Raw genomic sequence first — 15,412 nt, 5'->3', positions numbered from 1 at the left:
GCGGCAGGCGAGAGAAAGGTTCCCGCTGGAACGCGTGGCCGAATAAAAAGGTCTGTGGATGACCTCCTCCGCCCTTCCCGAGAAGATGCGAGCGCTGTGCCTGTCGGCCTATGACGGCCGGCCCGAGTCTCTCCAGGTGACGGAGGTGCCGGTGCCGAAGCCCGAGGCGGGCCAGGTGCTGGTGCGAGTGGCCGCCGCCCCCATCAACCCCTCGGATCTGATGTTCGTTCGAGGACTCTACGGGGTGAAGAAGCCGCTGCCGGCGATTCCGGGCTTCGAAGGCAGCGGGACGGTGGTGGCGGCGGGGAGCCTGGCGGGGCGGCTGCTGGTGGGGCGCAGGGTGGGATGTGTGCCAACCCCATCCACGGACGGAACGTGGGCCGAGTACGTGGTGGTGCCGCTGAAGCAGTGCTTTCCCCTGCTGCCGCGCCTCAGCGACGAGCAGGGGGCCAGCTTCTTCGTCAACCCGTTCTCGGCGTGGGCGCTGATGGAGCGGGCGCGCCAGGGCAAGCACAAGGCACTGGTGCAGAGCGCGGCGGCGAGCACCGTCGGCCGCATGCTGCAGAAGCTGGCGCGCAAGGAGAAGCTGCCCCTGGTGAACGTCGTCCGCCGGGCCGAGCAGGAGGCCATGCTGCGCAAGCTGGGCGCCGAGCACGTGGTGAACAGCAGCGAGCCGGAGTTCGAGGAGCGGCTGCGGCTCATCTGTCAGGAACTGGGCGTGTCGCTGGCTTTCGACGCGGTGGCGGGGACGATGACGGGCCACCTGGCGCGCGCCCTCGTGGATGGGGGCACGGTGATCGTCTACGGGGGCCTCTCCGAGCAGGAGAGCCGCATCCACCCGGGGGAGTTCATCTTCCACCAGAAGAAGATCGAGGGCTTCTGGCTCTCGGAGTTCTTCCGGGGCGGCTTCGGGAAGGATCAGCTCCGCGCGCTGGTGGAGGTGCCCACGCTGCTGGGCAAGGACTTCGAGACGCCCGTGCGCGCCACGCTGCCGCTGGAGTCCGCGGGAGAGGCGCTGCGCATCGCCGCCTCGGACATGACGGCCGGCAAGGTGTTCTTCCGGCCGAACGCCTGGGGCGGCGAATAGTTTGACCGCTACGCTATTCCGCTCTGAGCAGAGCCTTCCCGCTCTGAATCGTCTGGAGGCCATCCTGTCGGCGCACTCTGGCGGAACTGGTGCCTTGCCAGCTCCCGTCTTCCGCAGCGCGGTTGATGAGCGGGCTGGTGCCGGACGTGCCTCCCACCCAAGGCGTCCACCATGGGCTTCTTGGGCGTCTACTACGCGATCTCTTCACTCGAGCTGATTCGCCGACACGCTCCCTGGGAACTGTCTCACTCGACGTGGGGTCATGGGGCTCTTGGCCTCATGGTCTTGGCGATCTGCGACTTGATCCAACCGTCGTAGTTGGCAGTGGCCGTGAACCATGATTGCTCCCCCTGCTCCGAGTATCAGCCGTTGATACCTACGAGCCAGCGCTTTCCATCATCGAAGTACAAGGCCGGGCCGCCGCTGTCTCCATCATGCGTGTGGGCTCCTGAGCCATTGAAGCGGAACTCGCGCACCCTCCCGTTGGGGAACTCCGTGACGGTGAAGATGGTGTTGGTACCGGAGCGTCGGACGTTTCCATCGGGACCGTTGGTCCTGGTAGGACCGTAACCAATTACGGTGAGTTCATCGCCCTCGGAGACGTCCTGGGGCCTCAACAAGACGTCAGGCTTGAGTCCGTCCAACTCCTTGTCCAGCGCGACTATCGCGAGATCCGCAACGCGCTTGGCAGGATCCACGAACCCCTCGCTGGTGCGCTGCGATGTGAACTCCTCGTGGGCGATGACATCGCCTTCCGATGTTGTCGGTATCGGTTCCCATCCTCTGTTCTCCGGCCGGTAGAGATAGATGTGGCTGATGACCGTGGCTCTCTTGACGCACGAGGATCTATCGAAAGCTGCTTGAGTCACCGCGCAGAAACAATGAGCGGCAGTGAGGACGGCTTTGGGAGCGATGAGGATGCCGCTGCATACTCCTGCGTTGCTTTGAATGTTGACGGTGGTCCGCCAGAGATTTTCGCGATCGAACTTGCCCCCCGAGACTCCATTTACATCTTGGGACAAGAGAGAATCGCCCCTCATGCCAGGAATACTTCTCTCTTCTTTGAACTCTGGATGGGGGGATACACATCCCATCCCCAAGCATATGGATAGAGCCACAAGCATCGATGACGCCAGGAGGTTTCGGCAGGTAAGCATGCGGAATCACCTCGAATAAGGATCTCAGCGCCGTGGCGCGGGAGAGTTGCTGGGAGACTCCCGGCGAATCTGAGCCTGCACCCAATCTAGAAAAGGAGGGACGCTGGTGAAGGAGAGTTCCTGGCCGCCGCCGGTGCCCGCGACTCCGGCGAGCAGACGCCGGTGGGAGTCTTCTCGAAAGCAGGGGCCGCCAGCGTAGCCATTGTAGATGAAAGGGCCATGCTGCTGATAAAGAATTCTTCCCTGGTCTCCCGGCAGGCTCTGGGTGACTGTGTTCTGGCGGAAGTAGCGGATCCCGTAAAGCCCGCCTACCGCCTGCTTTGTTCCACTGGAGGCATAGCCCGCCATGATGAGAGGGTCATGAGCTTGAAACTCGCCCTGCTCCATCAAGGTCTCAGGCTTCACATCCTTGACGGCTTCATCCAGCACGACAACAGCGAGATCCGCCTGCGTGGCCCCAGGGGAGCCTGCATCATCCGAGGCAAACTTGAATGCAGGGTGTGGGTGCACCTCGCCGTCGTAGCTGTGGAAGCTCATTCGGGTCGTGGCTTCTGGGAATTTCTTGTCGAGGACTTCGCCATAGATGGCGGTTGTCACGGCAGCGCGTTGGAGGCATGAGGCGCTGGCCTCATGGAGAGAGTTACTATTGGCGGGCGGCGGGCTCTTCGAGGGTTCGCAGAGGCAACTGGCTGCGGTGAGGACAACCCGAGGGCTGATCAGGACGCCGCTGCATCTGGCCGACATGCTCTCTGAATCAGTGCTGATCATGACCGTGGAGGCATAGCGATTCTCGACATCCATCGTTCCTGCGTATTGATAGAGGCGGGTATTCGTGACTCCAAATTCCAGAGTGTCTTGTGCGGCGTCGGGTTGCAGGGCGCCGGCATCGTCTGGGATGTTGTCACTAGGATTGGGTGGGGAGGCGGCGGAACGGGAAGAGTCAGGCACCGAGACGCTCAGCGGCACCTCCCTGCAACTCTTGTATCCGATCACGCCCAGAATGGCTGAGGTGAGGAGCAGGACAGAGACGATACCCATACTGCGTTGAGTGTGCGCATTGGGGCGGGGATCTCTCACTTGGCTGACTCAAGCACTCATGGTGCGCTGGGGTCAAGCCGGACGGCCAGCCGCTCGCGATGCGGGGTGTAGCGCTCCGGGTCATTCAGGAGTTGATGAGGCGCGCGGCGATCGAGATGACGACGCGCTACGCGCACCTGTCACCCGAGGCGCGGGAGAGCGCGGTCCAGGAACTGGACCGACCCATTCCTCAGCCGCGCGCCGCTCTGGGCAAGAGACGCCAGAGGGGCACACTGAGGTCACATGAAGAAAACGAGGGCAAAGAAAAACCCAGCAACCCTGTGAGATTGCTGGGCTTCTCGGGATGGAGCCCTTTGCCTTGGGGCCGTGGTGCTGGTGCGTGCTCATGCCTGGGTGCCCCCTCCTGGCAGGAGAAAGGCCGCCAGCCCGGCCGCCACCTCCCACCACGCGGCTACGGGCAGGGCGGAGGCTTCAAGAATTTTTCCCCCTCAGTCATGAGCGACGATACCTGCTGACATCCGCCAGGGGTGGATGACGAGACTGTCACATAACACATTGCAGCGGACGACTCGCCAGCGCTGTCAGTGACAGTCAGCCTGCCCCAGTGTGTCCCCACACCAAAGCTTCGCGCATGAGGGCCAGGACCGAAAGCGGAGCCTCCTGAACTGAAGGACCACGAGTAACTGCTGATTGTCCGCCCGACCCGCGCATAACTGCCGTTGTTGACGAAGGTCGCGTAGGCGCTGTCGATCCCAGCGGACGGCGACACGCTGCACCGCGCCACCGGACTTGTTTCCGGCGTCACCCGGGCGGTGTACACGGTCGTGTTGCGGCCGTCACTGCCGGTGGGAGCGATGATCCTCTGCGCGTCCGCGTCCGCGCTCATGCTGTTGTCGTTGGTCGAGTCCTCGTCATCCGTGTAGACCCAGCCGGATTGTATGGCCTTGCTGAAACCCGGCGCGGCGAACACGCCGTAGTGGATGCCCAAGTTTGGGAAATCGCTCATCGTGTCGGTGCCGCTCCGGAACAGGCAGAAATGCATGATGCTATTCTGGCTGTCAGCCACGACAGAGTTGGGCCCGAAGTCCAATGCATTTCCGGACGACGTCCATCTACTGTTTATGTTGTTGTTGTTCTCGTTGTCCCAGTATCGAGAGAACGCCGTGGAGCCAGGCGGACAAGCTGTTCCTAGCCGAATGAGGGCATAGTGATTGGCTACGCTATTGGTTGTGGATAGCGGCTTGAACTGCCTGCCGTCCACCCGGCAGTAGTAGAAAATCGTATTCTCGTAGCTCTTAATCGCGCCAATCCAGCCCGAACGGTTATTCTCGTTATCTGAGTCCTCGTCATCAAAGTGGAAGTAGACGAGAGAGGCGCCTGGCGGGCAGTCAGCAGCGCTCGGTGTCGCGCTCACTGTCTGTGGGATAACGCCCACGAAGTAGGTTGTACTCCCTGGCACTCCCGAACTGACTGTGCCAGTGATCCACACCGGCGTAGTTACGGGTCCGCTGCTAGTGGAGTACGTGAAGTTGATGGTGATGGTAAACGGTCCGGTGGCAGTGGGCACCGTGCCATTGATGGTAAAAGGCGCCGACTGACCGGCCGAGATGAACTGCGACGCCGGGGAGACGACCGTGGTCGCACTGGTGGTTTGGGCGGACACGGTCGTTCCAATACTGAAGACGTGGACGCGGTTGCTCCAGTTGAACGACGTGCCCGGGGCGACCGTCCCCATTTGCCTCGTCTGCCATTCGATACTGATCGATGGCTCCCATTGGGCATGGGCAGGCGTTGCCGGGAAGACAGCCGCAATGGCGACCAGAAGAGTTAAGGTGCAGCGCTGAGAAATGAACATGGCGATTGTTCCAAGGAGGAGGACTCGCCATTTTATGGCAGACGCGTGTGTGTCAAGTTTTTCCGCCGAGCACTCTTTCTATCTGCACTCAGCACCTGATGGGTGTCCGTCCGCCCGGCAGCACCCACGACGCGCCTTGCTGAAAACCGCGAAGTGGTGTTGGGCGGCAGTGGCATCGCCCGCGCCGTCTCGTAGCGCGGGACGGCCTCGCTGCCACGCAGGACGACCTCACTGCCGAGGATGAGCGTCAGCGATGATGGGCTGACAGCATGGCCTCGAGCTGCTCGGCGATGCCGTCGAGCAGTCGCGCCTTGCGCATGTGGCGATGGCGATGTGCATCGTTCGCCTCGCCGGCGACCCAGCCCGCCAAGCTGTCGAAATACCACCGCAGCCGCTCGCCCCCCAGGCCTCTCTCCCGGGCGAACCTCCCCAGAGAAAGCCCACTGGCTCGCCACTCTGCCAATAGCTCCTGCGCTTTCTCGGGGCTCCACTGCCGCCACCTGCGTTCCTGCAACTTTGCCACCGTGCCTCGGGTGCTCATCGCTCGCCTCCTTCGGCGAACCCCTGTTACACCTCTCTCCTGCCGGGTAGCGCCTCACCGGGGGCGCTCGGGCGGACGGACACGGACCTGGAGCGACAGGGGCTACGGCCGGACGAGTTGCACATAGATAGGTGCTACATCACCAGCCCCATGGTGAATGAGGTGCTGGACAACGGCGGCCAGGTGCTGTGCAAGCCTTGGGCGCCGAGGAATGGAGAGCTGTTTGCCAAGTCCGCCTTCAAGATAGATATGCGCAGTCGGCACCTCGCATGCCCGGCTGATCGGGGGGGACGCAAGAACACCTTCGACCTGCGACGAGCCGCGTCCATCCAGAACATCGAGTCATGGCAGCGGCACTTGGAGCGCTCCTCCCTCAATGCCGGATAACATGAACTTCAAAAGATTCGGTGCTCTAGAAGGAGATGGCGGCAATCGTGACGGTGCGCGCGGGCGGCTCTGGATTCCAGCGAAGAGTCTCCGGGGCTCCTCGGCGCTTCAGCTCGCGCAGCTCATTCTCCAGCCTGGTGCGCTCGGAGATGAGGGCCGCCTTCTCGGCGCGTGGCGCATCGGCCGAGTTGATGCCTGTCACGACGCCGGCGATCAGCAGCCCGATCCCCACGGCGCCCAAGCCGGTGATGACGGCTCCGATGGCGGCGATCGTGCCAGCGCTCCCGATGCTCGACGTCAGTCCGACGATGAGCAGCGGCAGCCCCACGAGGACCAGCGGCGCGGTGCTGTAGCCGGCGTACAGCATCACGACCGAGCTGGTGGCCCAGTCGGTGTTGATGGAGCGGATGCGATCATTGAGCTCATCGATGCGCAGGGTCAGCTCGCGGATGCGCTCCTCGGGGGCAGCCGTGACGAGGGGCGGCTGGGAAGCGGGACCCTGCTCCGCCCCCACGCCGGGGCTGGCCTGGGCCAGCAACCGCGCGGAGTGGACATGAGCAGACGTGGCGGGCGAGAGCAGCGAGGCATGGCCTGGAGTGGCGGCCACCAGAACAGCAACCAGGGACAACATGGAGTCGAGGCCTCCCATGAGCAAAGAGCGGGTGTGCAACCTAGCGCCGAACCCGTGAGCAGGCCACCGCGAGAACCGCATCATTCACCTGGGGGTCGGCTGGAACGACACGAAGGGCCGGCGCTCTGGAGGCCCGAAGACCGGCTTCGCGGACAAGGGGCGCTACGAGGTGACCCGGAAGGAGGCGGACGTGGGCGCGTTCAAGACGCCCGGCTTGCGCGACGTGAGCCGCCGCGCTCCGTATATGCATGACGGGTCGCTGAAGAGCCTCGAGGAGGTGATCGACTTCTACGATCGCGGTGGGAACTCGAACCCCTGGCAGAGTCCCCTCATGCGTCCGCTGGGGCTCACGGCTGAAGAGAAGGATGCGCTGCTCGCCTTCCTCCACGCCCTCGATGGGAGCGGCCCCGAGGACCGGGGCCCTCGCGCCTTTCCCCCTGAAGCGCTCCAAGGTGCGCTGCCTCAGTGCACACGCGCCGGAGGCAGGTTGGAGGCCGCCGGGAAGCCTCCGAAGTGCTCGCTCGTGAGGCTCAGGGCCGACGTCGAGCCGCACACCAGCGCCTTCAAATCCTCGGCGCGGCGGCTCAAGTCGTTGAAGGAGCGGCTCACCCCCGTCACCGGATCCGGCAGGGTGCCACCCCGGAGGTAGGCCGACAGGGCCGCCGCCTGCCCCGCGGCGCGCGGAGCGATGTGCGTGAACTCCGTCCCCGTCTCCCGCGAGTGACACCCGCTGCACGTGTTGAGAGAGAACTTGTGCCGCGCCTCGCCGGGCACGCCCGGCACCCGCCAGAAGAAGTCCTCCGGCACCGGCGCCCTCGCGGCCAGGAACCTCACCCCGTTCAGGCTCTCCGGCACCGTGTGTCGCTCGGCCAGGACGTCCGCCTGGTTGGCCAGGATGAAGTTGCGCAGGGCGTTCGTGTTCTCGAAGCCGAGGTCCGGCGTGCGCTTCACCGTGGCCGGCTGCAGCGCCGTGCTCGTCAGGACGAACTCGCGCATCTCCCACTCGTCGGCCAGGGCCACCTCGTTCGTGCGGATCTGGTTCAGCGCGTTGCCGTGTGGCCGCCCCGCCATCACCCCCGCATTCGTGAAGCGGTCCGTCAACGCCTGGAGCTTCACCTTGTAGCTCGGGTGCCCCAGCCCCAGCTGACCCAGCTCATGCCAGTCCCTCGCCCAGCCTTGGATGGCCTCCGGCGTACCGCCTGGCAGGGCGTACTCGAGGATGACGGTGAACTCGAGCGGATTGCCCGCGGCGTCCAGCACCCCGAAGACGAAGCGGCCCTCACCGGCCTGCACTCCCGGGTTGCGCAGATCCATCCGGTTCACGATGGCCAGTAGCCTGAACGGCGCCTTGCTGAAGTCCAGCGGCCGGTCGGGCCCGCCGCTGCGAGCCTCCCAGGCAGCCAGCACCTGCGACTGCATCTGGGGGCGCGCCGGCAGCGTGAGGCCATTCACCCGCTGCGTCGTGTTCCACGTCCTCAGCCACTGGCGCACCAGGGTGGACGGATCCTCGTTGCCCGCCATCTGCCGCATCAGCGTGCCGAAGTGCCAGGCCCCGCCCGGCGCGGTCCGCACCGGATCCTCCACCACCGAGAGCGAGGTGATGAGCAGCTCCTCCGCGCTGTCGACGGTGCAGACGGCAGGACTGCACACGGTGGTGGACTCGCAGCCGTTGACCGGGTTCCCGTCGCAGTCATAGGTGCCCACCGGGCACGCCACGCCGCACGTTCCCGAGATGCAGACCCCCTCCGCGTTGCCTCGATCCTGGCAGCTCGTCCCGCAGGCGCCGCAGTGGTTCGCGTCCTCCGTGAGGTTCACCTCGCAGCCGTTGGCCGGGTTCCCATCACAGTTGGAGTACCCCTGCGGGCACGGCGTCTGGTACGTGGGGCCCTCCACGCAGGAGGACTCGCGGAGGTTCTCGTCTCGCGCGGCGACGAACACCCGGCGGAGGGTGCCCACGGGGGACGCCGGCACTTTGAGCTCGGCGGTGAAGGCTCCCTGGGTGCCCGCGAAGACGGTGGCGGCCGGGAAGCCCGTGCACCGCGCGTCGATGAAGATGCCCACCTCGGCCCCAGGCTGGGCGGTGCCCCTCACGCGGAGATCATGCTCCACCGAGGCATATTGCCAGCTCGCCTCCGTGATGACCGGGGCCGGGAGCGGTGTGCCGTAGTCGGTCGGGGCGAGGATGCTGCTGCACGCCGACGCGTTGTCGACGAAGTCGACCACCCTGACCGAGTAGCTGCTCGACGGGATTCCCGACAGATCGATCGGCATGTAGCAGAACGAGCTCGAGCCGACGCGCGACTCCGCCACGGGCTCGCCCTCGCAGCGCTCACCGCTGTAGACGTAGACAAAGTCGTTCACTTCGGAGGTGACTTCCAGGAGCGGGCGCCCCGTGGAGTATTCGCCGGCCACCCACTTCAGCACCGGCCGGGGCGGCGCGTGGAAGTCCACCGTGAACTTGCCCACCCCCACTCGGGCGTTGTTTCCCTCCCGGCCCTCGCTGACCAGCATGTCCACATCCGCGACCGCGATCAGGTGATAGCTCGCATCCGGGACATTCGGCCTCGCCACCAGCTCGCTCACGTCCTCGCAGCCGCCCGCCGGTACGAAGATCGGCTCGGTGGTGGTCACCCACTTGTCGAACGGCTCGAAGGTGTTGTTGTAGGAGAAATAGAAGGACACCTCGGTGCTGCCATCGGTGTCGCCTCGATTGCAGAGCAGCGCTCGCAGCGGACCGCTCGCTCTCGGTGACAGCTCGGAGGGGCCCTTCACGGTGGCGAACTCGAAGTCCGGCCGGCCCGGGATGAGCTCCTCCGGCCCCGGAGCGCCAGGCTCCTCCGGAGGGGGAGCTTCGGAACAACCCACGAGGGTTCCTGCGAGCGCACCCAGCAACCACCGACTCAGCTTCATGGCAAGCCTGCCTTCCGAGGTGAAGAGCTCTCGGTCGCGCCCTGTTCCCTTCGCCCCTCCCGCCCCGCGGACCTGACAAGCTGTCTGGACGCGGAGCCAGCGAAGGAATTCAGACCCTCCTCTCGGGGCTTGGCTGGGCAGCGCTGCTGCGACTCGCTCGAGCAGCTCGAGGGGCCCCCTCGCGGCGCGCTCTGGGCCAACTGGTATGGTTGTAGGACCAGTTGGTGCGAGGTGTCGCCCCTCGGCGCACTCGGGACGGACTGGTGATGAGTCTGGCATCCGATGGCAGTAGCCACCCGAGGGCAATCTCGGAGCGGGATTCGCTTGGGGGTTCCCCCGGATTGCCTACGGGTACCGGCCCAGCGAGGAGGGGCCGATCGTCCAATCGAGGGCGGAGTGGGTGTCCGCGGTGTCCTTGCGGCCGGCGGTGATGGAGCGGTCGCTGCTGGTGCCCTGCCAGGAGGCGGAGATGTCCAGCACGGAGGTCGGCGAGGTGAACGTGCAGGGCACTCCGTCACAGTGCGTGGGCTGCCAGTGGCCCGCCGTCTGGAGCGCCCGTACCAGCGACGCGAACTGGGGGCTGGTCGTGAGGAGGGAGTCCGGAGCGGCGAAGGCGACGCCATCCTGGATGTTGCCGTAGCGGTCCTCCACCCGCAGCACCCGGTGGGGCAGGTTGATGCCCGTGGCGTTGCCGTGGAAGTCCCAGGCGGTGTCGTAGTTGCTGGCGTAGGAGCCCGCGGGGTAGTGGCTCTTGCCGAGCAGCTCCGGGCCCGGCGCATCCGTGCCGGGCGCCGTGTTGGGATTGAAGTGCACCACGATGATATCGCCCGTGGCGACCTGGACGTCGGGCAGGGTGGCCAGCACGAAGGTGTCCGCCTCCACCGTCATGTTCGCCACGCTGCCTCCCTGGACCACCTGCAGCTCGACCAGGTCCCTCTGGAAGTCGATGTTGGGGGCCACCTCGGTGATGCGCAGCACGGCGGACGGCCTGAAGCCCGGGAAGGAGGCCGTGGTGAAGCCCGGGTCGAGCGCGTTGCCCAGCCTGTCTCGGACCGAGCTGCTGACCGTCACGGAGTAGCTCTGATCCGGCACCTGGGCGGAGGTAGCCACCCAGACCTCGCGGCCCAGGACGGTGGCGGAGCTGGCCACCAGGCCTCCGCTGAAGAGGAACTGGACCCCGTTGGCGGCCACGCTGGCCGGGTCGATGAACCGGTTGAAGCGCACCGTGACGCCGGGGCCACTGGAGGGTGCCGCGCCCATCACCCGAGGCGCCGGACAGGACGTCCAGGTGATGTCCTGCGGCGTCCACGCGGACGGCTGGGCCGTGACGCTGAAGCGCCACAGCGGCGCCTTGACGGTGACCGTGCAGCCCGGTCCCGGATCGAACTGCTCCTGGAGGAGCGAGGGCACGCGCAGCCGGAGGTTGGCGCTGGACGGGGAGCTCGACGGGGTGCCCGACGTCGCCAGCGGCGCCTGCAGGTGATCAATGCCAGATGAGGAGAAGGTGCCCGTCAGGAAGCCGGAGACGGTGAGCAGTTCGTGCTCGTGGGCGTCCAGGACGGCCGGCAGGTCGACGAAGCTCGCGTCCACCCGCAGATGCTCCACGGACTGCCCACGACTGGAGACGGTGAAGCCGGAGATGGACAGGGCCTGCACGGCCCCGCTCACCGTGGCCTTGCGCGTCACGGTGAGCGACACGCGATCTCCCGCCAGGGGCGAGGGAGAGAGCGTGGCCGGATCCACCGCGACGAAGAGCGCCGGACCGTTCGGCTCGTCCTGGAGGAAGAAGCCCGCGGGATCCGTGGGCGTGAACGGCTTGACGTAGGTGACCAGCGCCTGCTCGATGCGCTGCACCAGGGCTCCGTCCTGCGCGCTTCGGACCGCCGCGATCTGCGCCGAGGCGCTCACCGGAGAGCCCTCGATGACGTAGTCCTGGGTCTGGACGGCCTCCGCGTTGCCCAGCACGTCCACCGAGAAGAACTTCAGCGTCGTGGAGGAGGAGATGAGGAGGGCACCGTTGTAGGGCGTCGAGCCCGTCGTCGGGGTGCTCCCATCCACGGTGTAGTACGTCTCCTCGCACCCCGCGCCCGCCCCGTCCTCGCAGCGCAGCGAGACAGACCTCGCCGAGGAGAACGTTCCCCCGGCCGGGTTGGCCACCGTCGTGGGCGCCACCGAGTCGATGACATAGCGCTGCGTCTGGACGCCACTGACGTTGCCCACCCGGTCCACGGCCACGAACTGGAGCAGCGTGTTGGTGGCGATCGTGAGGGGTGCGGCGTACACCGGCGAGCTCAGCGTCGGAGCGCTCCCGTCCTGGGTGAAGTGGATGGCCTGGCAGCCGCTGCCTTCTCCGTCCCCACAGGTGAGCGAGACGGTGAGGGCCGAGAAAAAGTTCCCACCGCTGGGGCTGGCGGACACCGTGGGCGCCAGGGTGTCGAAGACATACGTCTCGGTTTTGGGGGCCTCCTCGTTCCCCAGCCCATCCTCCGCGAAGAAGCGCACCGTGGTGCTGGCGGAGAGGGTGAGGGGCGCGGTGTAGACGGGGGAAGTCCGGCTCGGAGGGGAGCCGTCGAGGGTGTAGTGAATGGCCGCGCAGGTGGAGCCTCCCGTGTCGGCGCACGCGAGCGTCACCTGGAAGGCCGTGCCATGGAAGCCGCCCCTGGGGCTGGCGGTGCTGACGGGAGCAATCCTGTCGATGAGGTACTGCTCAGTCACCACCGGCGAGGGATTGCCGGCCTTGTCGGTGGCGAAGAAACGGAGCGTCGTGGTCTCGCTCACCGTGAGGGGCACCGTGTACTCCGGTGACGCGGCCGAGGGCACCGTCCCATCCCGGGTGTAGTGGATGGCGCCACAGCCGGCCCCTCCCGTGTCCACGCACTCCAGCGTGACCGTGCGCTCCGTGCCGTGGAGCCCTCCTGGAGGAGAGGCCGTCACGACCGGCGCGGCGGCGTCGATGAAGTACTGCTCGCTCTTCCCCGCCTCCCGGTTGCCGCTCGCGTCCACGGAGAAGAAGCGCACCGTGGTGTTGGCGGAGATGGCGATGGGGTCGGTGTAGCGCGGGGAGCTCGAGGAGGGCGGGGTGCCATCCGTCGTGTAGAAGGTGCCCGCGCAGCCACTTCCCGTTCCATCCGAGCAGATGAGCACCACGCGCTGGCTGGTGTTGAAGGCCCCGCCTCCGGGCACGGCGACGGTGGTGGGCAGCTCTTCATCCGGCGTGGGCGGAGGAGGGGGAGAAGGGTCCGAGCCGCAGGCGGTGGCAAACCGCAGGACGAGCAGGGCCAGGGCACAACGGAGCGCGCGCGGAAGGCTGAAGGACATCGATGTTCCAGGCATGTGGGAGGCGCGCAGGGTGTCACCGGCCCGAAACCCTCCGCAAGGTCCCGCCCTCGTCCCCGGCAGAGGGCGCCGAGGCGCTGTAACCCAATTCCTTCTTGCCGCGTATCACCCACAAAGACGCCCATGGCCCCCTGTTTACGCAGTGGGGCTTACGGTCTCCGGGCCCAACAAAATCAAGGACCTATCTCCCATGCTCACGCGCACCACCAGCAGCGGTTCTGTCTCGAGCACCTCCGCGACCCAGCAGCTGCAGGTACTCCCGAAGCCTCTTCCGACCGTGCCGCCGGCCCCCGCGCCGGTGCGGACGACGGGCTACTCCAACAGCTCCACCTTCGACTCGAAGCCCTCCTCGCACTCGCTCCTCGGAGCTCCGAGCCTGGGCCGCGTGGAGACGGGAGCGCAGGCCTCGGGCGCCTCACTGAAGGGGCATCTCCTCGCTCAGCAGGCCGGGAGCAAGACCGCCCTGGCTCAGCTCGGGCTGGTCCCGCAGGGCGGCTCCAAGAAGGCCGCCGACACCGCGGGGAACGTCACCCCGCAGGCCTCGGCCGCGCGCAACGTCGCGAGCAGCGCGGCGACTCCGGAGGACGCCGCCAGCGCGCTCAACAAGGCGCAAGACGCCTATGACAGCGCGCACGAAGAGGTGACCGAGCTGGACCAGAAGCTGGCCGAGCAGCTCGGTGAGCTCGGGCCCTCTCTCACCGAGGAGCAGAAAGAGGCGTACATCAAGGCCTACCACACGGAGCACAGCGAGGCCTACGCCGCCAATGAGCAGGCCGCGGCGGACCTGGCCGAGGCACTCACGGATCCGCAGCTGGATCAGGCCGTCATCCAGAATCCCCAGCTGGCCTACGCCGCCGCGGATGCCGCCGCCGCCCTGGCCGGAGGCAGCCACGCGGCGGAGGTCCTCGAATGGGCAGGCCGCGCGTTCGATCCAGCCAACCCCGCCTCCGACGCCTATTCGAAGATCGAAGAGCCGCTGACGACGACCACGCCGGATGGCTATCGGCTGGAGCTCCACCCGTCGATCGACTTGGGCGAGCACATCATCGGTCCCGCGCTCGGGGGCGCGGCCGGTCAGCTCGCCGCCGAGTCCGGTGACGTCAACTCCGCCATCGAGCAGTTCGAGTCGCTCGTCGACGGCCTGAAAGGCATCGCCGAGGGCGCGTTCCAGGCCCAGGGGGGCGTCGAGCTCCTCAATGCCATCGGAGGGCTGAAGGACGGGAAGATCGACGAGGTCGCCACGGCCTTCACCAGCGTGGACAGCGGAGCGGTGTCCACGGGCCTGGGCGCGGCCGCGGTGGTGTTCGCCGGACTGGCCGCGAAGGATGCCGCCCAGGAGGGCGACTACGCGGAGTTCGTCGAGCAGCTCGCCAGCGCGGGCCGCAGTGGGACGGAGGTCCTGGCCAGCGCGCTCCATTCGTTCACCGGGGCGGCGAAGACGGTGGGTGGCCTCGACGTGGCGCCCGCGAGCTTCCTCGACCGGCTGGCGCCGGGCCTGGGGGTGGTGGCCAACGCCATCGAGTTTGGCCAGGACACCGCGGACTTCCTCGAGGACCCCTCCGTGGGCCATGGGCTCCAGGCGCTCGGCGATCTGGTGGCGCTGGTCGGCAGCGGAGTGGCGGTGGCGGTCCCGGGCGTGGGGCAGATCATCGAGGGCGTCGGGCTGGTCATCGCCGGCATCGGCACGCTGATCACGGGCAACGAGGAGAAGAAGGAGCGCGACGCGGAGCAGGAGAAGCTGCTGCTGGAGGCGGGCGTGGACCCGGAGGTGGCGCGGACGCTGGCCGAGGGAGATGAGCAGCCCACGCAGTTCAGCGAGGAGCTGGGAATGTCTCCGGAGGACATCCAGGAGCTGGCCAGGAACCACCCCGTGCTCTTCGAGGCTCCCGGCTACAGCCAGTCGCTGATCGATGCGGCCAAGGCGGCCGGGCTGGACGGCGACGAGGTGAACGGCTTCATCGATGCGCTCTCGGAGGACGACCCCAACTACCTCCAGACCTTCTTCGCCGCGCTCTCCAGCAAGAGCGCCTACTCGCAGTCGGTGCATGACGAGTCGCTGCGCCAGCTCATCGACGGCCAGTTCCCCACCGCTTCCGAGTACGTGCGCGAGCACTCGCCGGAGGTCTACAGCGACGCCGCCGAGCAGGCCCAGCAGGCGGACCGCGACTACGAACAGGAGGATGGCGCGTCCGATCCGTTCGCGAGCATCGCCAACCTGCTCAAGTCCAATGACGATCCCGCCTATCAGGCTCAGATCATCCAGCGGCTGGAGGAAGACGGACTGCTCGAGGTCTACGTGGAGGAGATGTCCATCGGCCACCATTACAACGGCTGGAACGAGGCGTTTCTCGGGGCGCTCCAGGCGGCGGAGGAGCAGGGCGTCATCTCGGAGGATCAGCTGGAGGAGTTCTCCCCCGGGCTCGAGTAATCCGCGATCTCTATCGTTGCTCACCCGAGGGCACGCTTCATC

The 15,412-nt window shown here is 66.5% G+C and carries 9 protein-coding genes and 2 pseudogenes; 4 read left to right on the top strand and 7 right to left on the bottom strand.

What is annotated here, in order from left to right; genetic code table 11:
* Nucleotides 1-58 precede the first annotated feature (58 nt).
* Complete coding sequence (locus KY572_RS27765) at nt 59-1,087, top strand: zinc-binding dehydrogenase (RefSeq protein ID WP_224245993.1); 1,029 nt, start codon at nt 59-61, stop codon at nt 1,085-1,087.
* A gap of 362 nt (nt 1,088-1,449) precedes the next feature.
* On the opposite strand, the gene KY572_RS27760 is transcribed toward KY572_RS27765, so the two are convergent.
* Together KY572_RS27760 and KY572_RS27755 are read right to left on the bottom strand one after the other, a co-directional pair.
* Nucleotides 1,450-2,244 carry a trypsin-like serine protease gene (locus tag KY572_RS27760; protein WP_224245992.1) on the bottom strand — a complete coding sequence of 265 codons (795 nt, stop codon included), beginning with the start codon at nt 2,242-2,244 and terminating at the stop codon, nt 1,450-1,452.
* Nucleotides 2,245-2,268: 24 nt separating this feature from the next.
* Nucleotides 2,269-3,282: a trypsin-like peptidase domain-containing protein gene (locus tag KY572_RS27755; protein ID WP_224245991.1), complete on the bottom strand. Its 1,014-nt coding sequence runs from the start codon at nt 3,280-3,282 to the stop codon at nt 2,269-2,271.
* 83 nt (nt 3,283-3,365) lie between these two features.
* Between KY572_RS27755 and KY572_RS27750 the strand changes: the two are divergent.
* Nucleotides 3,366-3,527, top strand: a pseudogene (locus KY572_RS27750) (tyrosine-type recombinase/integrase); the annotation flags it as partial.
* Between the two features lie 206 nt (nt 3,528-3,733).
* On the opposite strand, the gene KY572_RS27745 reads toward KY572_RS27750, so the two are convergent.
* Together KY572_RS27745 and KY572_RS27740 are read right to left on the bottom strand one after the other, a co-directional pair.
* On the bottom strand, nt 3,734-5,137 hold the full coding sequence (locus KY572_RS27745) for a hypothetical protein (RefSeq protein WP_224245990.1): 1,404 nt from the start codon (nt 5,135-5,137) through the stop codon (nt 3,734-3,736).
* 247 nt (nt 5,138-5,384) lie between these two features.
* Nucleotides 5,385-5,678, bottom strand: a complete 294-nt coding sequence (locus KY572_RS27740) for a hypothetical protein (protein ID WP_224245989.1) — start codon at nt 5,676-5,678, stop codon at nt 5,385-5,387.
* Between the two features lie 84 nt (nt 5,679-5,762).
* On the opposite strand from KY572_RS27740, the pseudogene KY572_RS27735 reads away from it, so the two are divergent.
* Nucleotides 5,763-6,065, top strand: a pseudogene (locus tag KY572_RS27735) (hypothetical protein); the annotation flags it as partial.
* A 25-nt stretch (nt 6,066-6,090) separates the two neighbouring features.
* Here the strand turns inward: KY572_RS27735 and KY572_RS27730 are convergent.
* From KY572_RS27730 to KY572_RS27720, 3 genes are all read right to left on the bottom strand, one after another.
* Entirely contained in the window at nt 6,091-6,696 is a 606-nt protein-coding gene (locus KY572_RS27730; protein WP_224245988.1) for a hypothetical protein, read from the bottom strand.
* Between the two features lie 462 nt (nt 6,697-7,158).
* On the bottom strand, nt 7,159-9,561 hold the full coding sequence (locus KY572_RS27725) for a hypothetical protein (RefSeq protein ID WP_224245987.1): 2,403 nt from the start codon (nt 9,559-9,561) through the stop codon (nt 7,159-7,161).
* Between the two features lie 390 nt (nt 9,562-9,951).
* Nucleotides 9,952-12,924: a chitobiase/beta-hexosaminidase C-terminal domain-containing protein gene (locus KY572_RS27720; RefSeq protein WP_224245986.1), complete on the bottom strand. Its 2,973-nt coding sequence runs from the start codon at nt 12,922-12,924 to the stop codon at nt 9,952-9,954.
* A gap of 208 nt (nt 12,925-13,132) precedes the next feature.
* Between KY572_RS27720 and KY572_RS27715 the strand changes: the two genes are divergently transcribed.
* Nucleotides 13,133-15,370 carry a hypothetical protein gene (locus KY572_RS27715; RefSeq protein WP_224245985.1) on the top strand — a complete coding sequence of 746 codons (2,238 nt, stop codon included), beginning with the start codon at nt 13,133-13,135 and terminating at the stop codon, nt 15,368-15,370.
* The last annotated feature ends 42 nt before the right edge of the window (nt 15,371-15,412 follow it).

The organism is Hyalangium gracile (assembly GCF_020103725.1).
Classification (GTDB): Bacteria; Myxococcota; Myxococcia; order Myxococcales; family Myxococcaceae; genus Hyalangium; species Hyalangium gracile.
Note: the sequence above shows the minus strand (reverse complement) of the source record. Positions and strands in the feature narration are given on the sequence as shown.